General features: G+C 60.2%; 20 protein-coding genes and 1 tRNA gene. 20 read left to right on the top strand and 1 reads right to left on the bottom strand.

The features are described 5' to 3' along the window. The first annotated feature begins 181 nt into the window (after window positions 1–181). From MFP24_RS13395 to MFP24_RS13350, 9 genes are all read left to right on the top strand, one after another. Window positions 182–1,531, top strand: coding sequence for an MFS transporter (locus MFP24_RS13395; protein WP_249230782.1), 1,350 nt, complete (start codon window positions 182–184; stop codon window positions 1,529–1,531). A gap of 89 nt (window positions 1,532–1,620) precedes the next feature. Beyond that, a complete protein-coding gene (locus tag MFP24_RS13390; RefSeq protein ID WP_249230781.1) occupies window positions 1,621–3,975 on the top strand; it encodes a TonB-dependent receptor in 2,355 nt (784 codons plus the stop codon). A 41-nt stretch (window positions 3,976–4,016) separates the two neighbouring features. Further along, window positions 4,017–5,051 (top strand): glutathione S-transferase C-terminal domain-containing protein, encoded by a 1,035-nt coding sequence (locus tag MFP24_RS13385; RefSeq protein ID WP_249230780.1) that lies wholly within the window; start codon window positions 4,017–4,019, stop codon window positions 5,049–5,051. A 19-nt stretch (window positions 5,052–5,070) separates the two neighbouring features. Further along, window positions 5,071–6,162: a histidinol-phosphate transaminase gene (hisC, locus tag MFP24_RS13380; RefSeq protein ID WP_249230779.1), complete on the top strand. Its 1,092-nt coding sequence runs from the start codon at window positions 5,071–5,073 to the stop codon at window positions 6,160–6,162. A 14-nt stretch (window positions 6,163–6,176) separates the two neighbouring features. After that, window positions 6,177–6,602, top strand: coding sequence for a GNAT family N-acetyltransferase (locus MFP24_RS13375; RefSeq protein ID WP_249230778.1), 426 nt, complete (start codon window positions 6,177–6,179; stop codon window positions 6,600–6,602). 6 nt (window positions 6,603–6,608) lie between these two features. Continuing rightward, window positions 6,609–7,256 carry an energy transducer TonB gene (locus tag MFP24_RS24010; RefSeq protein WP_263458497.1) on the top strand — a complete coding sequence of 216 codons (648 nt, stop codon included), beginning with the start codon at window positions 6,609–6,611 and terminating at the stop codon, window positions 7,254–7,256. A gap of 53 nt (window positions 7,257–7,309) precedes the next feature. Further along, window positions 7,310–8,248: a MotA/TolQ/ExbB proton channel family protein gene (locus MFP24_RS24095; protein WP_283164104.1), complete on the top strand. Its 939-nt coding sequence runs from the start codon at window positions 7,310–7,312 to the stop codon at window positions 8,246–8,248. A gap of 1 nt (window position 8,249) precedes the next feature. Then, entirely contained in the window at window positions 8,250–8,672 is a 423-nt protein-coding gene (locus MFP24_RS13355; RefSeq protein WP_249230777.1) for an ExbD/TolR family protein, read from the top strand. Between the two features lie 8 nt (window positions 8,673–8,680). Continuing rightward, window positions 8,681–9,109 (top strand): ExbD/TolR family protein, encoded by a 429-nt coding sequence (locus tag MFP24_RS13350; RefSeq protein WP_249230776.1) that lies wholly within the window; start codon window positions 8,681–8,683, stop codon window positions 9,107–9,109. Between the two features lie 77 nt (window positions 9,110–9,186). Here the strand turns inward: MFP24_RS13350 and MFP24_RS13345 are convergent, their stop codons facing one another. After that, the gene (locus MFP24_RS13345) at window positions 9,187–13,074 is read right to left on the bottom strand and encodes a non-ribosomal peptide synthetase (RefSeq protein WP_249230775.1); all 3,888 of its coding nucleotides are present in this window, start codon (window positions 13,072–13,074) and stop codon (window positions 9,187–9,189) included. A 705-nt stretch (window positions 13,075–13,779) separates the two neighbouring features. Between MFP24_RS13345 and MFP24_RS13340 the strand changes: the two genes are divergently transcribed. The 11 genes from MFP24_RS13340 to MFP24_RS13295 all read left to right on the top strand — a co-directional run bounded on the left by MFP24_RS13340 (window position 13,780) and on the right by MFP24_RS13295 (window position 26,029). Next, a tRNA-Met gene (locus MFP24_RS13340) sits at window positions 13,780–13,856 on the top strand. Between the two features lie 220 nt (window positions 13,857–14,076). Then, window positions 14,077–14,529 carry a ribosome maturation factor RimP gene (gene rimP, locus MFP24_RS13335; RefSeq protein ID WP_136165585.1) on the top strand — a complete coding sequence of 151 codons (453 nt, stop codon included), beginning with the start codon at window positions 14,077–14,079 and terminating at the stop codon, window positions 14,527–14,529. Window positions 14,530–14,550: 21 nt separating this feature from the next. Further along, the gene (gene nusA, locus MFP24_RS13330; protein ID WP_249230774.1) at window positions 14,551–16,062 is read left to right on the top strand and encodes a transcription termination factor NusA; all 1,512 of its coding nucleotides are present in this window, start codon (window positions 14,551–14,553) and stop codon (window positions 16,060–16,062) included. 25 nt (window positions 16,063–16,087) lie between these two features. Continuing rightward, a complete protein-coding gene (gene infB / locus MFP24_RS13325; RefSeq protein ID WP_249230773.1) occupies window positions 16,088–18,793 on the top strand; it encodes a translation initiation factor IF-2 in 2,706 nt (901 codons plus the stop codon). Between the two features lie 74 nt (window positions 18,794–18,867). Next, window positions 18,868–19,266: a 30S ribosome-binding factor RbfA gene (gene rbfA, locus MFP24_RS13320; RefSeq protein ID WP_136165582.1), complete on the top strand. Its 399-nt coding sequence runs from the start codon at window positions 18,868–18,870 to the stop codon at window positions 19,264–19,266. Continuing rightward, window positions 19,266–20,210, top strand: coding sequence for a tRNA pseudouridine(55) synthase TruB (truB, locus tag MFP24_RS13315; RefSeq protein WP_249230772.1), 945 nt, complete (start codon window positions 19,266–19,268; stop codon window positions 20,208–20,210). The genes rbfA and truB overlap by 1 nt, the downstream gene beginning before the upstream one ends. A gap of 122 nt (window positions 20,211–20,332) precedes the next feature. Then, window positions 20,333–20,602 carry a 30S ribosomal protein S15 gene (rpsO, locus tag MFP24_RS13310; protein ID WP_249230876.1) on the top strand — a complete coding sequence of 90 codons (270 nt, stop codon included), beginning with the start codon at window positions 20,333–20,335 and terminating at the stop codon, window positions 20,600–20,602. 250 nt (window positions 20,603–20,852) lie between these two features. Continuing rightward, window positions 20,853–22,976: a polyribonucleotide nucleotidyltransferase gene (gene pnp, locus MFP24_RS13305; protein ID WP_249230771.1), complete on the top strand. Its 2,124-nt coding sequence runs from the start codon at window positions 20,853–20,855 to the stop codon at window positions 22,974–22,976. 128 nt (window positions 22,977–23,104) lie between these two features. Continuing rightward, window positions 23,105–23,989, top strand: a complete 885-nt coding sequence (gene nlpI, locus MFP24_RS13300; RefSeq protein WP_249230770.1) for a lipoprotein NlpI — start codon at window positions 23,105–23,107, stop codon at window positions 23,987–23,989. Window positions 23,990–24,096: 107 nt separating this feature from the next. Further along, window positions 24,097–24,171 (top strand): protein YrbN, encoded by a 75-nt coding sequence (gene yrbN, locus MFP24_RS24265; RefSeq protein ID WP_099049240.1) that lies wholly within the window; start codon window positions 24,097–24,099, stop codon window positions 24,169–24,171. Continuing rightward, window positions 24,164–26,029: a DEAD/DEAH family ATP-dependent RNA helicase gene (locus MFP24_RS13295; RefSeq protein ID WP_249230769.1), complete on the top strand. Its 1,866-nt coding sequence runs from the start codon at window positions 24,164–24,166 to the stop codon at window positions 26,027–26,029. The genes yrbN and MFP24_RS13295 overlap by 8 nt, the downstream gene beginning before the upstream one ends. Window positions 26,030–26,195 lie beyond the last annotated feature (166 nt).

Genomic DNA, 26,195 nt, shown 5'->3' with positions numbered 1-26,195 from the left:
CATGTCCTTTTATCAGCGATAGGGAAATCTGAATCTATGCCAGCCCAGCGGCTGATGACAAGCCGATAAAATATCTAAATTAATACAATATTTATATATACATGACACGGATTGTCCTTCTGGTCCCCCAGCCCCGCATCGAATAATAGTCCCTAATCCGGATACGCCGCGAGCGCATCTTATGACATCCCTTTCAGCCGTCGCGAACCGCGCCGTCGGCCAACCGAGGAAACCATTCGCCATGACCATCCCGCAGGAAAAAACGCTGACCGACTCTTTCGATGCCGGGCTGCCGGTTGCCGGGCGCTGGCAAAACGGCAGCCATGTGCAACTGACCCTGATTTGGCTGCTGGGCATCGTCTGTGTGCTGGACTCAATGATCATCGCCTCGCTGCTGACGCCGATCAAAGCGGAGTTCGGCTTCACCGACGAACAGATTGGGCGCCTGTCCTCGATGTTTACGCTGGCGGGACTTATCGGCGCGCCGATCTTCGGCGTGCTGGCCAATCGATTCGGGCGCAAAGCCGTGCTGCTGACCGGGGTCGCCATCTGGAGCGTATCGTCAATCGCCACCGGCTTTGCCGTCGGTTTTCTCGGCCTGCTGTTCTGGCGCGTCGCCACCGGTTTCGGCGAGGCGGCCTATAACTCGCTTGCTCCGAGCTGGCTGGCCGATCTCTATCGTCCGCGCTGGCGCAATCTGGTGTTCTCGCTGTACATGCTGAAGAACAAGGTCGGCACGGCCGCCGCGCTGGCGCTCGGCGGCTGGCTGGCGACCGAATACGGCTGGCGCACCGCCTTTTTTGTCGCCGGGCTGCCCGGATTATTGCTTGCGGTGCTGCTGCTGTGGGTCAAAGAGCCGGCCATCGGCGCGCACGACGACGTCGGCGGCACGCCTCTGGTCGCCGTCAAACCCGGCGTGCGCGAGAGTCTGGCCGTCTTCCGCTATCCCGGCTACATCCTGCATTCGCTGGCGCTGCTGTTCTTCTTTATCGCCATGTCGGTGCAGATCTGGATCCCGGCCTATCTGCATCGCGTCTTTGAACTCGGCAACCAGCAGGCTTCCGACTTTCTCGCCCAGGTTCTGCTCTATACCTTGCCGGTGGGCCTGATCGGCGGCTATTTCTCCAGCGTGGCGCTGCGGTCTTTCCGCTGGGGCTTTCCCGCCTTTCTGGCGACCACCTCGCTGCTGGCCTGCGCGGCCTTCGCCACCGCCTACGGCAGCCGTGATCTGACGCTCACCCGGGCCGGCATCGCCGCCGGGATCGCTCTCTTCGGCTTTAGCGCCGGCACCCTGACGACGCTGATCGTCGAAACGGTGCCGCCTTATCTGCGCAACAGCGCCACCGCGTGGTCCATCGTGCTGACCACGGGCATCGCCGGCATCGTCGGCCCGGAGCTGGTCGGGCGCCTGTCCGACGTCCATACCCTGGCGGTGGCGGTATTCGTGGCGCCGGCCGGGTACGCCATCGCCGGACTGCTGTGGATCATTCTCGCCATCTGGCTCGGTCGCAGTACGCGGGAGCCTGCCTGACGGGCGGCATTGCCGCCGCTTTTGCCGGTTTGCCGGCGCCGAAACAATTTCACCCACTTTCACCAACGTAGAGATTCCCGGAGGACGCTATGCAGCATCAGCCCCGAACCGTTCGTCATAAAAAAACGTCAGGAGTGTTTTTTAACGCCGCTTGCGGCGGCCAGGACGCTCGTCATAAAAAAACATCCGGTGCGGCCCTTGTCGCCGGCGGACTCTTCGCCGCCTTATCCGCCGCCGCGCCGGCGCAGGAAACCGAGCAGAGTGAACAACAGCTCGCCCCGGTGATCGTCACCGCGCCCCGGCGTGCCGAGAGCCTGCAGAAGGTTCCCGCGGCGATCAGCGTGGTCAGCAGCGAGGAGATCGAGGAGGGCGGTCTGCGGACCACCAAGGACGTCGCCAAGTTCATCCCCGGCGCGCAGGGCTGGAACACCGAAAGCCGCGCCCGTCCGCGCTTCTTCATCCGCGGCGTGGGCTCCAACGAGGCCACCAATAATACGGTGAATCCGATCGGCTTCTATGCCGACGAAGTGTATTACAACAACAATCTGTTTACCGGCACGCCGCTGTTCGACCTGCAGCGGGTCGAGGTGCTGCGCGGCCCGCAGGGCACCCTGTGGGGCAAGAACACCACCGGCGGCGCTTTCCACTTTATCTCGCGCAAGCCGTCTTTCGAGACCGACGGCAATGCAAAGCTACAGTTCGGCAACCTGGATTCCAGACTGTTCCAGGGCGCCGTCGGGGGAGCGCTCAAGGACGACGTTCTGGCCGGCCGGGCCGCGTTGCATTACGAGGAGCGCGGCGGGCTGGCCAAGAACACCACCACCGGCAACGACGTCGGCGACTATGAAGATATTGCCGGACGCTTCCAGTTGCTGGCGCTTATCTCACCCGAACTCGACGCCCTGCTCAATGTGCACGTTCGCCGGCTCGACGGCACGCAGAATCCCTGGTATTCGGTTACCCGCAACGGCGCGCCGGACGTCAATGGCTACGTCGCCCCGATCGGCAACGGCAGCGGCGACCGCAAGCATGTCGCCTACAATTTCGACCTGCCGCTCAAGGTCGAAACCGAAGGCGCCAGCCTCGCCTTTAACTGGGACCTCGGCGGCTATACGCTGACCTCGGTGACGGCGATCGACCACGGCCGGCGCAGCGGGCTGGTGGAGGGCGACTACACGCCCTACGAGTATGCGACCGGCGGCAGCGCCCGCTCCTACTCGCGCAACGAAGTGACGCAGCGCAGCCAGGAGTTTCGTCTGGTTTCGCCGCCGGAGGAGCGTTTTACCTGGATCGCCGGGACCTACCTGTTCCGCGACGACAACGAATCCTACGGCGCGGGCGGCAAGCTCACCGGCGATGCCGCCACCCAGTCCTTCAACACCACCAGCTTCGAGCAGGACACCACCAGCGCCGCGCTGTTCGGCAGCGTCGGCTTTCAGTTCACCGAACGGTTCAAACTTAGCGGCGGCCTGCGCCATACCTACGAAAAAAGCGGCATCGACCTGACGACGCTATACGCCACCGGCGCCTCGCCCTACGTCGTCAACGGCAAATGGTGGTCGCCGGGCGCGCTGGAGAATGCCGGGCTGGCGACCTACTATTCGACCGACGGCCGCATCAAAAAAAGCTGGTCCAACTTCGGCTATGACATCACCCCCGAGTACCAGATCGACGACAACCAGCTGGTTTATTTCCGCCACGCCAGCGGCTTCCGTTCCGGCAACTACAACACTTACATCACCCCCAACGGCGTGTCGGGCGTATCGCAATTCTCGGTCGTCGATCCGGAGAAGCTGAAATCGTATGAAATCGGCTACAAAAGCACCTGGCTGAACCAGCGTCTGGTTGTCAACGCCGCGGCGTACCATTATGACTATCAAAACATGCAGCTGGTGGTGAACCAGGTGCTGAACAACATTTTCTATCCCACGCTGATGAACGCCGGTTCCGGCAAGGTCGACGGAATCGAACTCGAAGCCGCCTTCCAGCTCACCGAATCGCTGCGCCTGCGCGCCAACCTGAGCCGGCTGCGCACCGAGTTCGACGAACTGCTGGCCGGCGGCAGGAACTACAAGGGCTACGGCTTCGCCCGCGTGCCGCAGACGACCGCGCTGCTCGGCGTCGACTACCGCACGGCGCTGGCCGGCGGCACGCTGGCGCTCGGCACCGACTGGAGCTACACCAGCAAGCATCACTTCAACGTTACCAACGACAGCGACCTTTACGCGCTGCAGCAGGCGTACTGGCTGGGCAGCGTCCACGCCAGCTATACGCTGCCGGGCGATCGCGTCACCGTCGGCGCCTACGTCAACAACGTGACCGACAGGCGCTACAAGAATCAGGCCATGCTCTATCAGGGAGGCACCGACGCAACCAACGGCCACTACCCGACCGGCTACGGCGATCCGCGCACCTTCGGCGTCAGCCTGGCCTACCGATTCTGAGCGCCATCAAACATCCATTCCATATTGACTGAGAGAGTGACATGACAACGATATTTCCGGAAAAAACCGTCGAACAGAGCCACGACGGCGCCTTTGTGCGACAGAGCAACGTCTTTACGCAGCGCTTCGGCCGGCGGCCGGGACAACTGCCGGTCGAGGCCGGGCGCTATCGCCTGATCGTCTCCACCGGCTGCGGCTGGTCGCGCCGTCAGCTGATCGTGCGCCGCCTGCTGGGACTGGAACAGGCGATTTCGGTCGGCTACGTAACGACGCGGGGCGAGGACGGCTGGGAGTTCGACGGCCAGCCCGGCGGGGTGGACGCGGTGTTCAAGGTGGCGCGCCTCAATGAACTGTACCGGCGCGCCCGGCCGGGCTACGACCGGCGAGGCACGGTGCCGGCCCTGGTGGAGACGGCGACCGGGCGCGTGGCGGCCAACGATTATCACACGCTGAGCATAGATCTGGCGACCGCCTGGACGCCGCTGCATCGCCGGGGCGCGCCGGACCTCTATCCGCAGGCTTTGCGTCCGCAGATCGACCTGCTCAACCAACAGATATTCGACGACGTCAACAATGGCCCCTACAAGGTGCTGTTCGCCACCTCCTCCGGCGCCGCGGCGGCGGCCAAAACGGTGTTCGAGGCCCGCCTGGCCGATCTGGACTTCCGCCTGCAAAGCCGACGCTATCTGTTCGGCGAGCAGTTGACCGACGCCGACGTCCGCCTGTTCGTGACCCTGGCGTCTTTCGATACCAACTATCGGCCGAATTTCCCAGCCGAACTCGGCCCCGTCAAACGCATCACCGATTTTCCCCACCTGTGGGCCTATGCGCGCGATCTGTTCCAGACGCCCGGCTTTATCGACGAACGCGAGCAGATCAGTCTGGGGCTGCTGCCGAAGGAAAACGGCAAGTACCGGCGCGGTTTTAGTGAAGAAATCACGCCGGACGAAGACCCGCTGGCGCCCTGGCTGGCGCCGCATGGACGCGAGCTGCTGCGCGGCGCGGCGCTGAGTTCGGGGCCGGGGGCCGCCGGCACGGCCGGCCTGTGGCGCTGGGGCGAGCCGGTCGTGGCGTAAACAATAAATAGGAGACCTTATGAGCAGCATTAAACACCGGCCCGTTCTGGATACCATCCGTGGATTCCATCCGCCAGGCGCGCCCTACGAGCCCGACGCCCGCGGCAGGCTGACCAATCTGGCGCTTAACGAGAACAGCCTGGGCTACTCGCCGCGCGTGGCCCAGGCGCTGGCGGCGGCGCTCGGCGAAGCCTCCCGCTATCCGGACAGCTTCTGTAGCGCGTTGCGGCATAAGCTGGCGCGCCGCCACGATCTCGAACCGGATCGGTTGCTGTTCGGCAACGGCATCTTCGAGATCCTGTCGCTGATCGGCGCGGTATTCGTCGGCAAAAACGACGAGGTGGTCATTCCGGAGCCCTCCTTCGGCTGGTACAACATCGCCAGCATAGTGAGCGGCGGCCGTATCGTCGCGGTTCCCCTGCGGGATTACGCCATCGACCTCGACGCGGTCGCGGCGGCCATCGGCCCGCGCACGCGACTGGTCTGGCTGTGCAATCCCCATAACCCGATGGGCACCGTCGTGGCCGGCGGCGAGCTGCGGGCCTTTCTCGAACGGGTGCCGCCGGACGTCGCCGTGGTGCTCGACGAAGCCTATGGCGAGTACGCCGCGGCGCAGGACTTCCCGGACGGCATCGAACTCACACGCCGGCATGCCAACCTGATCGTGCTGCGTACCTTCTCCAAAGCCTATGGCCTGGCCGGTTTGCGCATCGGCTACGCGGTCGCCGCCGCGCGCACGATAGGTCTGTTGCACAAGGTCAAGACCCCGCCCAATGTGAACCATCTCGCGCAGATCGCCGCCGCCGCCGCGTTGGACGACGAAGAATTTCTCGCCCGTTCGGTCGCCGCCGTACGGCAGGGGCTCAGCGACTACTACGCCTGCTGCGACTCGCTGGGCCTGGGCTATATACCCAGCTTCGCCAATTTCCTGATGATCAATCTCGGCCGCGACGGCGACGAGGCGGCGCAGCAATTCCTGGAGGCCGGCATCGTACTGCGTTCGGGCCGCGAAAGCGGACTGCCGCAGTGGATCCGCGTCACCATCGGCAACGACGAGGAGAACCGCCGCGTTTTCGCCGTGCTGCGGCGTCTTGCCGCGGAACAACACTGATAGAGGGGAGCGTTATGGAGATCATTCGCGTCACAGAGACCTGGCAACTGGCCGCGGTGCATTATCTGCGCATCCAGGTTGCCTTGAGCCTGGCTATTCCGCTGGCGGGGGAAATCGATGAAAAGCCGGGAGAGCAGGTCGATTACCTGTTGCTTATGGACGGCCCGGTCCCGGTGGCCACCGGCCGCCTGCGCCATTATGAAGGCCAGGCCAAGTTCGAACGCATCACCGTCGCGGCCGACCGCCAGGGGCAGGGGATCGGCCGCCTGCTGATGGGGGCGCTGGAGGCATGGGCTTACGAGCGCGGCCTGCGCCGGGCGCTCGTCACCGGCAAGCTGGAGGTGCGGGACTTTTACCTGAAGCAGGGCTACGTCACGGACGGGACGGTGACGCAAACCGGGATCTTTCCGCTGGTGCGCCTCACCAAGGAACTGGTCTGAAACCGTATGACGCGCAAACTTCCCGCCAAGCGTCTGAGTGAACGCCTGCCCGGTCTGGCGTTCGTGGTAGCGCTGCATCTCGTGCTGGGTTGGGCGCTGCTCAACGGTCTGGCGCGCAAGGCGGTCGATCAGGTTTTCAAAGAACCGCTGGAGGTGGCGCTGCTCGAAGAGCCCAAACCGGTGGTTGTGGAAGAACCGCCGCCGCCGGAGCCGCCGCCACCGCCGGAACCGGAGCCACCCGCGCCGCCGCCGGCCAAACCGCCGCGCCCCAGGCCGGCCTACGTGCCGCCGCCCGAGGTGGCCGCGGCCGCTCCGGCCGCACCGGCCATCGTCGCCGTGCAATCGGCGCCGCCCAGACCGGTCGCGGCGCCCGCGCAGGCGCCCACCGTGGCCATCGGCATGGCCTGTCCCAACCATATCCGCGTACGCTCCAGCGTCCCCTATCCCAGCCGGGCCGTGCGCCGGGGGCTGGAAGGGCAGGTTGTCGCCGAGTTCACCGTCAGCGCCGGCGGCGCCATCGAGAGCGTGCGCATCGCCAGTTCCAGCGACGCCGTCTTCAACGACGTCGTGCTACAGGCCGTGCGGCGCTTCCAGTGCGTCGGCCAGAGGTCGGCGGTGCGGGTAAGCGTGCCGTTTGAATTTACCCTTAACTGAGCGCCCGGCCTTGTTAGCGCATTCACCGCCCTATTTCCGACATGGAGAACCCTATGCCTACATCTTTGACCTATCGCCTGCTGGCCGCGCTGCTGGTCCTGAGCGGGCTGATCGCCCCGCTGGGCGGCGGCGCCCTGGCGCAGGAGAGCGCCGCGCCGGCCGAACGGGCAGCAAACGGCGCCGCGCCTGAGCCAGCCACCCCGGCGATACCAAGCGCATCAAGCGCCGCCGACGCATCGCCGGGCGCGGCCGCGCGACCCGAACCTCCGGCCGCCGCGGATTCCGCCACGTTTCCAGGCCCGCAGCCGGTCGAAACCGGCAATCCTTACGGCATCAAGGCCATTTGGCAGCAGGGCGACTGGGTATCCAGCGGCACTCTGCTGATCCTGGCGCTGATGTCGGCGGCAAGCTGGTACGTCATCGTCGTCAAGCTTATCGAACAAAGCCGTCTGCGCCGCCGCTCCCTTCAGGTCGCACGCAGCTTCTGGCGGCAGGACGACCTGCACCAGGCCAGCGCGCAGCTCAAGCGCGGCAGCGAATTCCGCTTCGTCGCCGATGCCGGTCTTATCGCCCAGCGCCAGTATGCGGGCGAACTCACCGGGCAGGTGGACCGCAACACCTGGCTGAGCCAATCCATCGGCGAGGCCGTCGACGCCGTAGGCGAGCGTCTGCAGGGCGGTCTGGCCGTGCTGGCCACGGTTGGCTCCACCGCCCCGTTCATCGGCCTGTTTGGCACCGTCTGGGGCATCTACCATGCGCTCACCGCCATCGGTATCGCCGGCCAGGCCAGTATCGACAAAGTCGCGGGCCCGGTGGGCGAGGCGCTGATCATGACCGCCATCGGCCTGGCGGTGGCCGTGCCCGCCGTACTCGGCTACAACTGGCTGGTGCGGCGCAACAAGGCCGCGCTCGACGACGTGCGCAGCTTCGGCAGCGAACTGCATACCGTGCTGCTGGGCGGCCGGTCGGCGGCCAGCCTGGGAGGACGCTGACATGGCGATCAACGTCGGCCGGGAGAGCGCGAACGATCTCGTTGCGGCCATCAACACCACGCCGCTGGTGGATGTGATGCTGGTGCTGCTGATTATCTTCCTGATCACCATTCCGGTGGCGACGCATACCGTGCCGGTGGCGCTGCCGAAGCTGAATAACCAGCCGCGCGAGACCGCGCCGGAGAACGTCAACCTTGCGGTCGCCGGAGACGGCGCGCTGTACTGGAACGCCCAGCCGCTGGCCGGGCAGGAGGCGCTGCTGGCGCGGCTCAAGGACATTTCGCAACGCGAGCCGCAGCCCGCCATCCACATTCATGGCGACGAAGCGGCCAGCTATGAACCGGTGGGCAGGGTGGTGCTGGCGGCGCAGCGTGCGGGCATCCGCAAGCTGAGCTTTATCACCGAGCCGCAGGCGAAGCACTGAGGTAAACGATGGCGCTCAAGAGAGGAAAAAAGCAGGCGCAGCCGCAGGTGATGATGGAGATCAACACTACGCCGCTGATCGACGTAATGCTGGTGCTGTTGATCATGCTAATCATCACCATCCCGGCGCAACTGCACTCGGTGGATCTGAACCTGCCGACGGCGCGGCACAATCCCCCGCCGCCGGAGGACGAGCCGCAGGTCGTGCGCATCAGCATCGCGGCGGACAACGCCATTCTCTGGGACGATGAGACGGTAACGCTGGATGCGCTGGAGCAGAAACTGCGGCTTGCGGCGGCGCAGGCGCGGCAACCGGAGTTGCATATCCGGGCGGATCGGGCGGCCATCTACCGCCAGGTGGCGGCGGTGATGGCCGCGGTGCAGCGGCACCGGCTCGCCAGGAGCGGACTGGTCGGGCTGGAGCAGTTCGAGCGCTAAACCAGGACGGATCGCTGCGGCCCCCGCGGGGGCCGGGAAAGCGTAACGCGCCGTCTGCGCTTTACCGGCAGTGGCTTTCAGCAGGCCTGTTTATGCTCGCTCTCTAACACGGCGCAATGTTGCCGCTTGAGCAGCTCCGTGGCGAATTGCCGGCCAAACTGTTGCAGATACTGGCGTTGCAGCATGCATTCGTGCGGCGCCTCCACGCTGTACTGGATAAACTCTCCCGTTACGTAGGGCAGCCATAGCTCAGGCTGCTGATCTTGCGCCCGCAGAACGTCGGAAGTGGCGCGGATAAAAACCACGTCGCCGTCATAGGGGGTGTAGCGGCATTCGGTCAGCAGTTTCAGCATCAGCTTGGCGTCGTCTATCAGGCGGGTGAGGAAGTCTTCGCCGATCTCGCCGTCGCCCAGTACGCCCTGCATGGCGTTTTTCAGTCCTTTCATGTCGCTGCGCGTCACGCCGGCGATGGCCCTGGTCATACGGGTGATGATGGTGGCGTCGTCCACTTTCAGCGAGTCCGGGCCGTTTTGCAGCGGGTAGCTGTCAAACATGCTCAGGAAATTTACCTGCTGCCCGGCGGCCTGCAGCATGGCCGCCATCCGCAGCGCCAGATTGCCGCCCACGGACCAGCCGGTCAGGTGGTACGGCCCTTGCGGCTGGATGGCGCGGATATGCTGCAGATACTCTTTCGCCAACTCGTCCAGCGAATGGACCACCCGGTGCGGATCGCGCAGGATGGGTGACTGGATGGCGTATACCGGCTGGTCTTGCGGCAGAAAGGGCAGCAGGCCGGCGAAGGACCAGGCGATACCGCCGCCCGGGTGAATGCAGAACAGCGGCGGACGATCGCCCTCGGTGCGCAGAGGCAGCACCGCGCCGAACGGATCGCTGAAGCCCTCGGAGGGTTTCAGGCGCTGCACCAGCTGGCGCGGCGTGGGGGAGGTCAGAAAGTCGGAGATGCTCAGCGCAACGCCGAACTCCTCCCTGACGCGATTGATCAATTGCAGGCCCAGCAGCGAGTGCCCTCCCAGCGCGAAGAAATTCTGATTGGCGTACACCGGTCCGCATTCCAGCAGCGATTCGAACAGCCGGCACATGGTCTCCTCCTGCGGCGTAGCGGGCGGGATCCGTTCGCCGTCGTTGTGCAGAACGGGCGGCGGCAGTTCGCCGATAGCCAGCTTGCCGTTGGGCGTCAGCGGGAAAGACGGCACCACCATAATGATGCCTGGAACCATATGCCGCGGCAGTTGGCGGCCGAGGGCCTGTTTCAGACTGTCGCTATCCAGCGCCCTCTCCCGGTTGGCGACATAGGCGACGATGACCGGGCCGTGAGCAAGGTTACGCAGCATCGCCACGGCGTCCTCCACGCCGCAGCAGTCAAGCAGCGCGTTCTTGATTTCATCCAGTTCGATGCGCAGGCCGCGCAGCTTGATCTGGCCGTCCTTGCGCCCCTGATAGTAGATACGTCCCAGGTGGTCGAAGAAAACGTTATCGCCGGAACGGTACATGGTGCCGCTCGCGTCCAGCAGATCGGGCACAAAGCCCTTGGCCGTCAGATCCGGACGATTGCGATAGCCTCTGGCCACGCCGGGGCCGCCGATACACAGTTCCCCCCAGCTGCCGGGCGGCAGCAGACGCTGCTGCTGATCCACAACGTACAGCCGGGTGTTGGCGGTGGCCGCTCCGATAGAGAGATCGCCGGCGCCGAAGCGTGCGTTGATCGAGGTGGCGAATGAGGTTTCCGTCGGCCCGTAGACGTTCAGCAGACGACAGTGGGAGAAACGCGCCAGTAGCGCCGGGGAACAGGGTTCGCCGCCCAGAAGCAGTACGGTGCCCCGCGGTAAGTCCTCCGTCTGCTGGCAGGCCAGCAGGCTGGGCGTCAGCGTCAGGTGGTGAATATTTTCGCGACGCACCAGCGTTGCCAGCGGCTTGCCGGGCGTGGCGGCGAGCTTGTCGGTCAGTACCAGCGTCGCGCCGGCCAGCAGCGTCGGCATGATTTCCAGCATCGACATATCGAAGCCCGCGGCGATGAATTGCAGCACACGTTTGCCCGGCTGCAACCCGGTCGCCTCAATAACCGTGCGTGCGATAGGAACAAGGTTGCGATGCGTCACCTCGACGCCTTTGGGCTTGCCGGTGGAGCCGGAGGTATAGATCAGATAGGCCGGCGTAGCCGGATCGAAGCCGACCGCAGGGCCGTCGGCGGGCGGCAGTCCTGCCAGCATATCCGCGGTTAAACGCAACTGTTTTTCCGCCGGGAAGGCGGTGGCGATATCGCTGTCGGCGGTAATAATCAGCAGCGCCGGGTCGGCATCGTGCAAGATATAGTCGATGCGCGCCTGCGGCAGGTCCGGAACGATCGGCACGTAGCAGGCGCCCAGCTTGAATAACGCCACCGCCGCCGTCACCCATTCGATGCTGCGCGACGTCACCACCGCCACGTCGTCGCCGGGGCGCACGCCGAGCGTCCGCAGCCGGCAGGCCAGACGGTCGGCATGGTTATCCAACCGAGCGTAGCTGAGCGAGCGATCGCCCTGAAGCAGCGCCGCGCCGTCGCCATGGGCCCGCACGGTCGCGGCGAAAGCGGCGGGAAATATCGGCTGCGGCGCGGCCGCTGCCGGCAAGGGGTAGAAACGTGCGCGCTCGGCGGGCAGGAGCAGGTCGTAATCGGTCGCCGGCGCGTCGGGCATGTCCACGAAATGTTCCAGCAGCAGGATTAGCCGCTGGTAGTGCAGCTCCAGCGCCTGCGGCGTATACAGGTCGGCATTGGCGTCGAAGCAGATTTCCAGGTGACCGTCGCTGTTGCGGTCGAAAATATCGATGTTCAGATGGCGTGCCGGGCCGCAGGCCATATTCTGCGCCGTCATGTCGCAGTCATCGAAGCCGTTGTGTTGATGGTAAGCGATGATATTAAGCAGCGTGTTGAACAGCGGTTTGTGCCCGCGTTCGGCATAGAGATCGCGGATCATGGTTTCAGAGCGGTAACGCTGATGCACCAGGTGGTGACGTAGCTGGCGCTGTACGTTTTCGGCGACCGAAAACACCGTGGATTGCGCCGTAAAGGAGAGATGCAGCGGCAGGATGTTGGCCACCATGGCCGGAATGGCGCGCAGCGCCTTGACCTGACGGGCGGCGACCGGCATGCCTACGGCCAGTTCCTGCTGTCCGGTCATTTTGTGCAGATAGGTGGCGGACAGCGCCAGCAGCACGCTGGAAAAACGAAGCCGGCGTTCCGACGTCAGGGCGCGAAGACGGTTCAGCGTTTCGCCGGAGAAAGTTTTACGCAGCCGGTGCAATGTGGTCAGCGGCGCGTCGCCCGGCACCAGTTGGGTGGCGTCCGGCATATTCAGGCAGTATTCACGCCAGTAGGCCCGGTCTTTGGCGTAGGCGTCGCTTTCACGATAATCCCGTTCCGCTTCGATGACGCTATACAGCGGCAAGGCCGGCAGCGGCGGGACGGTTTCTCCTTGCCGCAGCCGGCTGTAATGATCGGCTATATTGCTAAACAGCACGCTGTGGCCGCAGCCGTCGATAACAAGGTGGCTGCCCAGCTCTATCATGCGGTAGACGTTTTTCGCCATTTTGACGAGCAGATAGCGAGCCAGCGGCGCCTGGGCAAGATCCATATCCTGGTTGAGCAACTGGTTCAGCAGCGCGTCGCACGCGCGCTCAGGGGCGGGGGAGGCCGAAACGTCATGCCATTCGAAGAACGATACCTGCGGGCGGGGCAGAATGTACTGGGTATATTGTCCTGAGTCGGGGTCGGTTGCAAAGGTGGCGCACAGCGCTTCGGTCTGTCGGCAAACGGCGTTAACGGCCTGTTTCAGCAGGGACGGTTGGAATTGGCCTTTGAATTCAATCACGTTGCATAGATGATAATTTTTGTTGCCGCCTTCCTGGGCGATAGCGAGATAGACTTCCTGTTGGGCGCTACTAAGCGGGCAGATTTCCTTTTCAGACATAAAATACTCCTCTTGGTGTAGTCTGCTGGTTCCGGGCGTTGGTTTGTTGGCGGGCGATATGTCGGCGGTCATTGCGCCTTGTCAGGTTTTGGCTGGCTGTCGGCGCCGGGGGAGCGAGCTGGTGGCGAAAGGATCTGCATGTACGGAATTGGCGGCGTCATGTTTCGGTGCTCTTAGGGAGTTATTGGTAAATTTTACTTACTTATTTTAGCGTAGACATAAATTCCCCAGGTGCCACGATTTAAGACGATATTGTCTCGCTCCCGCGCAATAAACAGACGTTTCCCTGGAATGCATAAAGCCGCGTTGATGCCGGATGGAGTCAGGTTTATCCTGTTCCCGTCCGCGCCGTCGGTTTTTTGTTTGCACGCTGGGTGGCCGCGTATCGATTATCGGGGTTTCAGCGGGCTGGTTAGCTGCCGAGTCTATCTATTAGTGGCTTTAATGATTAGTGTGATTAATGTTTTACGGCGAAAGTAAAAGCGCGCTTTGATTTCTTCCCTCATCATGGGTATTATGCTGCGCACGTTTGGCGCCCTGACTTACGGATACAAATAGCGCCAAGGGTAGATTGCAATACGGATTTAATTGATACCTTTATGTGTCAATACAATAGGTTGAATACGCAAGTCCCGTCCTCATACCAATCCCAGAGATAACTTGCATTTTTGAGGTTGTCAGCGTAGTATTTGCCACGTTTTCGGACGCGGGGTGGAGCAGCATGGTAGCTCGTCGGGCTCATAACCCGAAGGTCGTCGGTTCAAATCCGGCCCCCGCAACCACTTAACTTTCCTGGTAGAGTTTTTTTTCAAACGGGCTGTTTGGTAAGTCTCGGTCGCTTTCACAGTCGTTTTGAAAGAATCCTTAACCGAAAGTTAGGCCGCGCTGTTTGGCGGTAAATAGGGTCCAGTTGCATAAAGCCCCGATATATCGGGGTTTTTTGTTATTTGGTAACAGAATTACTGGGCTATTAGGCCCTTTTTTTATGTCTTGGGGGTGGGCTTGTCCACGTTAGAGCAAAAATTAACAGAGATGATTTCAGCGCCGGTCGAAGCGTTAGGCTATGAATTGGTCGGTATTGAGTTCATCCGGGGTCGCCAATCGACGCTGCGTATCTATATTGATAGTGAAGATGGCATCACCGTTGATGATTGTGCTGATGTCAGCCACCAGGTCAGTGCGGTATTGGATGTTGAAGATCCTATCACTGTCGCTTACAACCTGGAGGTATCCTCTCCGGGGCTTGAGCGTCCCTTGTTCACGGTAGAGCATTATGTGCGTTTCATTGGTGAAGAAGTGACGGTGGTACTGCGTATGGCAGTCCAGAATCGCCGTAAATGGCTGGGTGTCATCAAGGCCGTCGAGGGCGAGATGATCACCATCACAGTGGAAGGAAAAGACGAAGTGTTCGCGCTGAGCAACATCCAGAAAGCGAACCTGGTACCCCACTTTTAAAGTTTGGATGAGGCAACTAGGATGAATAAAGAGATTCTGGCTGTTGTTGAGGCAGTTTCCAACGAAAAAGCCCTCCCGCGTGAGAAGATTTTTGAAGCGCTGGAAACCGCGCTGGCGACAGCGACCAAGAAAAAATACGAGCAGGAAATTGATGTCCGCGTCAGTATCGACCGTAAAACCGGCGATTTCGACACGTTCCGCCGCTGGCTGGTGGTGAACGAAGTTACCCAGCCAACGCGTGAAATTACGCTGGATGCGGCGCAGTTTGAAGATCCTGCTCTTGATGTCGGCGATTATGTCGAAGATCAGATTGAGTCCGTCACCTTCGACCGTATTACCACGCAAACCGCCAAACAGGTTATCGTACAGAAAGTCCGCGAAGCTGAGCGCGCCATGGTCGTCGATCAGTTCCGCCAGCAGGAAGGCGAGATTGTTACCGGTGTGGTGAAGAAAGTTAACCGTGATAATATCTCTCTGGATTTGGGTAATAACGCTGAAGCGGTCATCGGCCGTGAAGATATGTTGCCCCGGGAAAACTTCCGCCCCGGCGATCGCATCCGCGGCGTGCTGTATGCCGTTCGCCCCGAAGCCCGCGGCGCTCAGCTGTTCGTCAGCCGTTCCCGCCCGGAAATGCTGATTGAACTGTTCCGTATCGAGGTGCCGGAAATCGGCGAAGAGGTCATTGAGATCAAGGCCGCCGCCCGCGATCCCGGTTCCCGTGCGAAAATTGCGGTAAAAACCAACGACAAGCGCATCGATCCGGTCGGCGCCTGCGTAGGCATGCGCGGCGCGCGCGTTCAGGCGGTATCCAGCGAGCTTGGCGGCGAGCGCATTGATATTATCCTGTGGGATGATAATCCCGCGCAGTTTGTTATCAATGCCATGGCCCCGGCCGACGTGGTTTCCATCGTGGTTGACGAAGATACCTGTACGATGGACATCGCAGTCGAGTCCAGCAATCTGGCCCAGGCGATTGGCCGCAACGGCCAGAACGTGCGTCTGGCTTCCCAACTGCTGAAACAGCATCGTTCAGACGACCGTTGGGAACTGAACGTCATGACCGTGGAAGACCTTCAGGCCAAGCATCAGGCCGAAGCGCATGCCGCCATCGATGTCTTTACCAAGCATCTGGATATCGATGAAGAGTTCGCCACCGTGCTGGTGGAAGAAGGCTTCTCCTCGCTTGAAGAGCTGGCCTATGTGCCGATCAAAGAGCTGCTGGCGATTGACGGTCTTGATGAAGAGACGGTGGAAGCATTGCGTGAGCGGGCCAAAGCGGCGTTAACCACGCTGGCGTTGGCGCAGGAAGAAAGTCGCGGTGACGGCCAACCCGCGGACGATTTGCTCAGTTTACCTGGTCTGTCGCGTGAATTGGCATTTAAGCTGGCAGCACGCGGTATTTGCACGCTGGAAGATCTTGCTGAGCAGGGCGTTGACGACCTGACGGATATCGAAGAGCTTAATGATGAAAAAGCCGGCGAGCTGATTATGGCCGCCCGTAATATCTGTTGGTTTGGCGACGACAACGAATAACGAACTGTAGCAGGAAAGGAACAGCATGACAGATGTAACCGTAAAATCGCTGGCCACAGAGATTCAGACTCCGGTTGACCGCCTGATACAGCAGTTTGCTGATGCGGGAATTACCAAGTCTGCAGCAGATTCTGTGACTCAGCATGAAAAAGAAACCTTATTGGCGCATCTGAACCGCGAGCGCGGAAATGCGCCGGGTAAGTTGACACTACAGCGTAAAACGCGTAGCACGTTAAATATTCCCAGCACTGGCGGCAAGAGTAAGTCAGTGCAGATCGAAGTCCGCAAGAAACGCACTTATGTAAAACGCGATCCTCTGGATGCCCAACAGGCGGAAGAGGAAGAGCAGGCGCGGCGTGAAGCGGAAGAACAGGCACAACGCGTTGCTGAAGAGCAGGCTAAGCGTGAGGCTGAAGAGAAAGCCCGCCGCGAGGCCGCTGAGAAAGCGAAACGTGCTGCCGAAGAGCAAGCCAAACGTGAGGCCGCCGAAAAAGCTAAGCGTGACGTAGCGGAAAAAGAAAAAGTGACCAATCAACAAAACGACAGTATTACCAAGCCTGCCCAGGCTGAAAAAGCCCGCCGGGAAGCCGAAGCCGCGGAACTGAAACGTAAAGCCGAAGAAGCCGCTCGCCTTAAGGTTGAGGAAGAAGCGCGACGCATCGCGGAAGAAGCCCGCCGTATGGCTGAAGAAAATGCCGGCCGTTGGGAAGCGGAAAGCGCCGTCAAACCCGAAGAGTCGGCCGATTATCACGTGACGACCTCTCATCATGCCCGTGAAGCGGAAGATGAAAACGATCGCCAGGTTGAAGGCGAGCGCCGTACCCGCACCCGCGCCGCCAAAACCACCAAACAGAAGAAAGGCAACCGCCAGTCCGAGTCGAAAGCCGACCGTGAAGAGGCGCGCGCCGTTACCCGTAAAGGCAAGCGTAAGCCAAGCACGCTGCAGCAGAGCTTCAACAAGCCTGCTCAGGCGGTCAACCGCGACGTGGTGATCGGTGAAACGGTGACCGTCGCCGAACTGGCCAACAAGATGGCGGTGAAGGGTTCTCAGGTCATCAAAACGATGATGAAACTGGGCGCCATGGCGACGATCAACCAGGTTATCGATCAGGAAACCGCGCAGCTGGTGGCGGAAGAAATGGGCCACAAGGTGATCCTGCGTCGTGAAAACGAACTGGAAGAAGCGGTAATGAGCGACCGCGATACCGGCGCCGCCGCCGTATCGCGCGCGCCGGTGGTGACCATCATGGGGCACGTCGACCATGGTAAAACCTCGCTGCTGGATTATATCCGCTCAACCAAGGTCGCCGCCGGCGAAGCGGGCGGCATTACCCAGCATATCGGCGCCTACCACGTTGAAACCGACAACGGCATGATCACCTTCCTGGATACCCCCGGACACGCCGCGTTTACCGCGATGCGCGCGCGCGGCGCCCAGGCGACGGATATCGTGGTGCTGGTCGTCGCGGCGGATGACGGCGTGATGCCGCAGACCATCGAGGCTATCCAGCACGCCAAAGCGGCCCAGGTGCCGGTGGTCGTCGCGGTAAACAAAATCGATAAGCCGGAAGCCGATCCCGATCGGGTGAAAACCGAGCTGTCCCAGTACGGCGTGATGCCGGAAGAGTGGGGCGGCGAATCGCAGTTTGTGCACGTATCGGCCAAAGCCGGCACCGGCATCGACGAACTGCTGGACGCCATTTTGCTGCAGGCCGAAGTGCTGGAGCTGAAGGCAATCCGCAGCGGTATGGCCAGCGGGGTGGTGATCGAATCCTTCCTGGATAAAGGCCGCGGCCCGGTAGCCACCGTGCTGGTGCGCGAAGGTACGCTGAACAAAGGCGATATCGTGCTGTGCGGCTTTGAATACGGCCGGGTTCGCGCGATGCGCGACGAGCTGGGACGTGAAATCACCGAGGCCGGCCCGTCGATTCCGGTGGAAATCCTCGGCCTGTCCGGCGTGCCGGCGGCGGGCGATGAAGCGACCGTGGTGCGCGACGAGAAGAAGGCCCGTGAAGTGGCGCTGTATCGTCAGGGTAAATTCCGTGAGGTCAAGCTGGCTCGCCAGCAGAAATCCAAACTGGAAAACATGTTTGCCAACATGACGGAAGGTGAAGTTTCCGAGCTGAATATCGTGCTGAAGTCCGACGTTCAGGGGTCTTGTGAAGCCATCTCCGATTCGCTGCAAAAACTGTCCACCGACGAAGTGAAAGTGAAAATCGTCGGTTCCGGCGTGGGCGGCATCACGGAAACGGATGCCACGCTGGCGGCCGCGTCGAATGCGATTATCCTTGGCTTTAACGTGCGTGCCGATGCCTCCGCCCGCCGCGTTGTGGAAGCTGAAAGCCTGGATCTGCGCTACTATTCCGTCATCTACGATTTGATTGATGAAGTCAAACAGGCGATGAGCGGTATGCTGGCGCCGGAATACAAACAGGAAATCATCGGCCTGGCGGAAGTGCGCGACGTGTTCAAATCGCCGAAATTCGGCGCGGTCGCCGGCTGTATGGTGACCGAAGGCGTGGTTAAACGTCATAACAAGATCCGCGTATTGCGTGAAAACGTGGTCATCTACGAAGGCGAGCTGGAGTCCCTGCGTCGCTTTAAAGATGACGTCAACGAAGTGCGCAACGGCATGGAATGCGGTATCGGCGTGAAGAACTACAATGACGTTCGCGCCGGCGACGTGATTGAAGTCTTTGAAACGATCGAGATCAAACGCACGATCGCTTAAGTCGGCGTTAAGCGATGCGATAAGTTACTTATGGGGGGCCTTGTGCCCCCCGATTTTTACTTGAGGATTTCAACATGGCAAAAGAATTCAGCCGCACCCAGCGCGTGGCGCAGGAAATGCAAAAAGAAATCGCCATCATTATTCAACGGGAAGTGAAAGATCCGCGCATCGGTATGGCGACCGTATCCGGCGTCGAGGTTTCACGCGATCTGGCTTACGCCAAAGTTTTTGTGACCCTTCTCAACGATAACGAACCGGAGCAGGTGAAGACCGCGCTGAAGGCGTTGCAGGACGCCTCGGGCTTTATCCGCGTGCTGCTGGGAAAAGCGATGCGCCTGCGCGTCGTTCCCGAATTGACGTTTTCCTACGACAATTCGCTGGTTGAAGGGATGCGCATGTCCAACCTGGTTACCAACGTGGTCCGGAATGACGCGGCGCGTCGTTCCACCTCGGGTGAAGACCAGGAGGATTAATGAGTCGTCCTCGTCGCCGAGGCCGTGACGTACACGGCGTATTGTTATTGGATAAGTCGCAGGGCATGTCTTCCAACGACGTATTGCAGAAGGTAAAGCGGATCTTCAACGCCAATAAGGCGGGCCACACCGGCGCGCTGGATCCGCTGGCGACCGGCATGCTGCCGATCTGCCTGGGAGAGGCCACCAAGTTTTCGCAGTACCTGCTGGATTCGGATAAGCGTTATCGGGTGATCGCCCGGCTGGGACAGCGCACGGACACCTCGGATGCGGACGGCAACCTGATTGCGCAGCGGCCGGTCGGCTTTTCGGCGGCGCAGCTGGAACAGGCGCTGGACGGCTTTCGCGGCACCACGCTGCAGGTGCCTTCGATGTATTCCGCCTTGAAGTATCAGGGGCGTCCGCTGTATGAGTATGCCCGTCAGGGGCAGACGGTGCCGCGCGAGGCGCGCGAAATCACCGTGTATGAGTTGCAGTTTATCCGCTGGGAAGGGGATGAGCTGGAACTGGAAATACACTGTTCGAAAGGCACCTATATTCGCACTATTATCGATGACCTGGGCGAGAAGCTGGGTTGCGGCGCGCACGTGATTTATCTGCGCCGGCTGCAGGTGGCGACCTACCCGGTTGAGAAAATGGTGACGCTGGATCAGCTGAATGCGCTGCTGGAACAGGCGCAGGCCGAGGAGCGCGCGCCGGCCCTGAGCCTTGATCCTCTGCTGATGCCGATGGAAAGCCCGGTGATGATTTTCCCCGAGGTGAACTTGCTGCCCGTGGTGGCCGGTTATCTCAAGCAGGGCCAGCCGGTGCAGGCGGCAAACGCCCCGTTGAACGGCATGGTGCGGATCACCGAAGGCGAAGCGCGCAAGTTCATCGGCATGGGTGAAATCGACGGCGACGGACGCGTCGCTCCCCGCCGTCTGGTGGTCGAGTATCAGGAATAAGTCAAACCGTCGCCGCCTTGCTATCGCAGGATGCTGAGAGTAGAATAGCGCGGCTTGACTATTAGGTGGCTGAATTAGAGATCGGCGCCTGTTTTTTTATCTATAATGTTTGGAGTATTACTATGTCTCTAAGTGTTGAAGCGAAAGCGAAAATCGTTACGGAATTTGGTCGTGGCACTAACGACAGTGGCTCTACCGAAGTTCAGGTTGCTTTGCTGACCGCGCAGATCAACCATCTGCAGGGTCACTTTGCCGAGCACAAAAAGGATCACCACAGCCGTCGTGGTCTGCTGCGTATGGTTTCTCAGCGTCGTAAGCTGCTGGACTACCTGAAGCGTAAAGATGTGGCACGTTACACCAGTCTGATCGAGCGTCTGGGTCTGCGTCGCTAAGTCTTCCGGGTTTCGGTAGGAAGGGGCCTCTTTGGGCCCCTTTCTTCTAGGAAGCGCCGGTAAGAAAGGGTAATGTAGTGTTGTTTTAATTATGATCTTTCATTGCAGAGGTTCGCGCGGCTAATGAGAGGCTTTATCTGCATGGGCAGGGTAAAGGTTGTCATTAGTCGTGAGAATGTAGTGCAAAGATCGGAGATTTATCGACGCGTCTATGCAATAAGCATGACGCGCCCTAGTTAAGGATATTATTTTGTTGAATCCGATCGTTCGTAAATTTCAATATGGTCAGCATACCGTCACTTTAGAAACCGGTATGATGGCTCGTCAGGCCACCGCCGCCGTTATGGCCAGCATAGATGATACCGCGGTATTCGTTACCGTCGTTGGCGCCAAACAGGCTAAACCCGGTCAGGGATTCTTCCCGCTGACCGTTAACTATCAGGAACGCACCTACGCCGCCGGACGTATCCCGGGCGGCTTCTTCCGTCGCGAAGGCCGTCCGAGCGAAGGCGAAACGCTGATTTCCCGCCTGATTGACCGTCCTATTCGTCCGCTGTTCCCGGAAGGCTTCCTGAATGAAGTTCAGGTTATCGCCACCGTGGTTTCCGTTAACCCGCAGGTTAGCCCCGATATCGTGGCGCTGATCGGCGCCTCCGCCGCGCTGAGCCTGTCCGGCATCCCGTTCGGCGGGCCGATCGGCGCGGCGCGCGTCGGTTACCTGAACGATCAGTACGTGCTGAACCCGACCACTGACGAACTGAAAGAGAGCCGTCTGGATCTGGTGGTCGCCGGTACCGCAGGCGCGGTGCTGATGGTGGAATCCGAAGCGGACCTGTTAAGCGAAGAGCAAATGCTCGGCGCCGTGGTCTTCGGCCATGAGCAACAGCAGGTCGTTATCGAAAACATCAATGCGCTGGTTGCCGAAGCCGGTAAACCGAAGTGGGACTGGCACTCGCCGGAAGTCAACGCTTCCCTGCAGCAGCGTGTGGAAGCCCTGTCCGAAGCGCGTCTGGGCGATGCGTACCGCATCACCGAAAAACAGGAGCGTTACGCGCAGGTTGATGCCATCAAGGCTGAGGTTGCCGCGGCGTTGCTGGCGGAAGATGAAACGCTGGACGCCGGCGAAATCCAGGACATTCTGGGCAGCGTAGAGAAAAACGTGGTGCGTAGCCGCGTGCTGCGCGGCGAACCGCGTATCGACGGTCGCGAAAAAGACATGATCCGCGGTCTGGACGTGCGCACCGGCGTATTGCCGCGTACCCACGGCTCCGCGCTGTTCACCCGCGGGGAAACCCAGGCGCTGGTTACCGCCACGCTGGGTACCGAGCGTGATGCGCAGAACATCGATGAACTGACCGGCGAACGTACCGATCGCTTCCTGCTGCACTATAACTTCCCTCCGTACTCCGTCGGCGAAACCGGTATGGTCGGCTCGCCGAAGCGCCGTGAAATCGGCCACGGCCGTCTGGCGAAACGCGGCGTGCTGGCGGTGATGCCGAAAGCCAATGAATTCCCGTACACCGTGCGCGTGGTTTCCGAAATTACCGAATCCAACGGCTCTTCTTCCATGGCCTCGGTCTGCGGCGCGTCTCTGGCGCTGATGGATGCGGGCGTGCCGATTAAAGCGGCCGTCGCCGGCATTGCGATGGGTCTGGTGAAAGAAGGCGACAACTTTGTCGTGCTGTCCGATATTCTGGGCGATGAAGATCACCTGGGCGATATGGACTTCAAAGTGGCCGGCAGCCGTGAAGGCATCACCGCGTTGCAGATGGATATCAAAATCGAAGGCATTACCCGCGAAATCATGCAGGTTGCCTTGAACCAGGCCAAAGGCGCCCGTCTGCACATTCTGGGCGTGATGGAACAGGCGATCAGCACGCCGCGCGGCGATATTTCCGAATTCGCGCCGCGTATCCATACCATCAAGATCAGCACCGACAAGATCAAGGATGTGATTGGTAAAGGCGGTTCGGTTATCCGTGCGCTGACCGAGGAAACCGGCACCACCATCGAAATTGAAGACGACGGTACGGTGAAGATTGCCTCCACCGACGGCGAAAAAGCCAAACACGCGATTCGCCGTATCGAAGAGATCACCGCTGAAATCGAAGTGGGCCGCATCTACCAGGGTAAAGTGACGCGCATCGTCGACTTCGGCGCTTTCGTCGCCATCGGCGGCGGCAAGGAAGGCCTGGTGCATATTTCTCAGATCGCCGAAAAGCGCGTTGAGAAAGTGACCGACTACCTGCAAATGGGTCAGGAAGTGCCGGTCAAGGTACTGGAAGTCGATCGCCAGGGACGCGTGCGTTTAAGCATCAAAGAAGCAAATGCTCAACCTCAGGAAGCGGCCGTAGCGCCTTCTGAGGGTGAATAACTGTTAAAATAAAAACAGTCGTACGGCTCCTTACATTGTAAGGAGCCGTGATCGTAAGGATCGGATATCCTTATATTGAGCTGACCGGGACAGGATGTTCATCCAATGTTTGTCTTCGGGAGTGGGAAATGAAGCCTTTCTTGCGCTGGTGTTATGTTGCGACAGCACTCATGCTGGCAGGATGCAGCAACACGGATTGGCGTAAAGACGCGGTACTGGCGGTTCCGTTACAGCCTACTTTGCAGCAGGAAGTGATTCTGGCGCGCATGGAACAGATCCTTGCCAGCCGGGCATTAACCGATGATGAGCGAGCACAGCTATTATATGAGCGCGGAGTGCTGTATGATAGCCTCGGGCTGAGGGCGTTGGCGCGAAATGATTTTTCACAAGCGTTGGCGATTCGCCCTGATATTCCAGAGGTTTTTAACTATCTGGGTATCTATTTAACGCAGGCAGGCAATTTTGATGCTGCCTATGAAGCGTTTGATTCTGTACTAGAGCTTGATCCAACTTACAATTACGCGCGTTTAAACCGGGGCATCGCTTTGTACTATGGCGGTCGTTACCTGTTAGCGCAGGATGATCTGCTGGCGTTTTATCGAGACGATCCAAATGATCCTTTCCGTTCGTTGTGGCTGTATCTGGTGGAGCGAGAAATCAATCCGCAGACGGCCGAAGTCGCGTTGCAGAAACGCTATGACGAGGCGCAGAAAGGACCGTGGGGATGGAATATTGTCGAATTCTACCTGGACGCAATCAGCCAAAAAGTGCTGATGGCGCGTTTGCAGGAAGAAGCTACGGATAACACTTCGCTCGCTGAGCATCTCAGTGAAACTGACTTCTATTTAGGTAAGCACTACCTAAGTCTGGGGGACAAGAACACCGCTTCGGCGCTGTTCAAGCTGACGGTTGCCAACAATGTCCATAATTTTGTTGAGCACCGCTATGCATTGTTGGAATTGGCGCTATTAGGCCAAGAGCAAGACGACCTATCAGGATCGGACCAGCAATAGCTGACGAACAACTATTTCAGCCTGAAAAAACTTCGGTTGTCACCTGTTACGGGTGAGGGCTTTTTTGTTCGCTTTTTAATCCAATTTGAGCCGGTTCACACTTTTCAATGAAAATGACTGAAAATTTTCTCGACGAGTTATGTAGACTGGCCGCCATTTATGAGGCACGTGTACATGACTGAGTTTGAAACCACTTTTGCTGAGTTGGGGCTGTCTGCTCCAATCATTAATGCCCTTACCGATCTGGGCTACGAAAAACCATCGCCAATTCAGGCGGAATGTATTCCTCACCTGCTGAGCGGTCGCGATGTGCTGGGTATGGCGCAGACCGGCAGCGGTAAAACCGCGGCGTTTGCGCTGCCGCTGCTCAACAATCTCAAACCCGAGCTGAAAGCGCCGCAGATGCTGGTGCTGGCGCCGACCCGCGAACTGGCGGTGCAGGTCGCCGAAGCCTGTAATGATTTCGCCAAACATATGCACGGCGTGAGCGTGGTGGCCCTGTACGGCGGCCAGCGTTACGACGTACAGCTGCGCGCGCTGCGCGGCGGCGCGCAGATCGTGGTCGGTACGCCGGGACGTCTGTTGGATCACCTGAAGCGCGGCACGCTGAATTTGTCCAACCTGAGCGGCCTGGTGCTGGATGAAGCCGATGAGATGCTGCGTATGGGCTTTATTGACGATGTGGAAAACATCATGGCCCAGATCCCGGCGGAACATCAGACCGCGCTATTCTCCGCGACGATGCCGGAAGCGATCCGCCGTATTACGCGTCGCTTTATGAAAGATCCGCAGGAAGTGCGCATTCAGTCCAGCATCACCACCCGTCCGGATATCAGCCAGAGCTACTGGACGGTCTCCGGCATGCGTAAAAATGAGGCGCTGGTTCGCTTCCTGGAATCCGAGGATTTTGACGCGGCGATTATTTTCGTGCGCACCAAAAACGCCACGCTGGAAGTGGCCGAAGCGCTGGAGCGCAGCGGCTATAACAGCGCCGCGTTAAACGGCGATATGAATCAGGCGCTGCGCGAGCAGACGCTGGAACGTCTGAAAGACGGCCGTCTGGATATTCTGATCGCCACCGACGTGGCCGCCCGCGGTCTGGACGTCGAGCGCATCAGCCTGGTGGTCAACTACGACATACCGATGGACTCCGAGTCTTACGTTCACCGTATCGGTCGTACCGGCCGCGCCGGTCGCGCCGGTCGCGCGCTGCTGTTCGTGGAAAACCGCGAACGCCGTTTGCTGCGCAACATTGAACGCACCATGAAGCTGACCATTCCGGAAGTTGAACTGCCGAATGCCGAACTGCTGGGACAGCGCCGTCTGGCGAAGTTTGCCGCCAAGGTGCAGCAACAGCTGGAAAGCAGCGATCTGGATATGTACCGCGCGCTGCTGGCTAAATTGCAGCCGCAGGAAGAGCTGGATATCGAAACCCTGGCCGCGGCGCTGCTGAAAATGGCGCAGGGCGAACGTCCGCTGATCCTGCCGCCGGATCCGGTATTCGATCGTCGTCCGCGTCGTGAATTCCGCGATCGTGACGATGCGCGCGGCGACCGCCGTCGCGAGCCGCGCGAAAGCCGCGATGGCGATCGTCCGCCGCGCCGTGAACGTCGCGATGCGGGCGATATGGAACTGTATCGTATTGAAGTGGGCCGTGATGACGGCGTGGAAGTTCGCCACATCGTGGGAGCGATTGCCAACGAAGGCGATATCAGCAGCCGCTATATCGGCAACATCAAGCTGTTTGCCTCCCACTCGACGATTGAGCTGCCGAAAGGGATGCCGGGTGACTTGTTATCTCACTTTACCCGTACCCGTATTCTGAACAAACCCTTGAACATGCAGTTACTGGGCGATGCCCAGCCGCATGAACGAGGCAACGGCGGCGAACGCCGTGGCGGTCGTCCCGCAGGCGCCGCGCCTCGTCGTTCCTACAGTAACGGCGAACGCCGCGAAGGGAATGGCGGAGAGCGTCGCGAACGCACCTTCAACCGTGATGCCGCGCCGCGCGCTCCGCGCCGTCGCCCGGCTGACGTTTAAGGCCGTGTTACACCAGGAAATAAAATATCTTTGCGTTAGATATTTAATCGCCTGATATTTTTTGCTATAAAAACGAAGACGGTCCTCCTGGGGACCGTTTTTTTTTGCGAATATTACCGCCTCACCGAAAACGCGCTCGTCTCTTTCCAATACGCGGTCGTTAAAT

Origin of the sequence: Brenneria tiliae (genome assembly GCF_023347575.1) — a bacterium.
GTDB classification, from domain to species: Bacteria; Pseudomonadota; Gammaproteobacteria; order Enterobacterales; family Enterobacteriaceae; genus Brenneria; species Brenneria corticis.
Note: the sequence above shows the minus strand (reverse complement) of the source record. Positions and strands in the feature narration are given on the sequence as shown.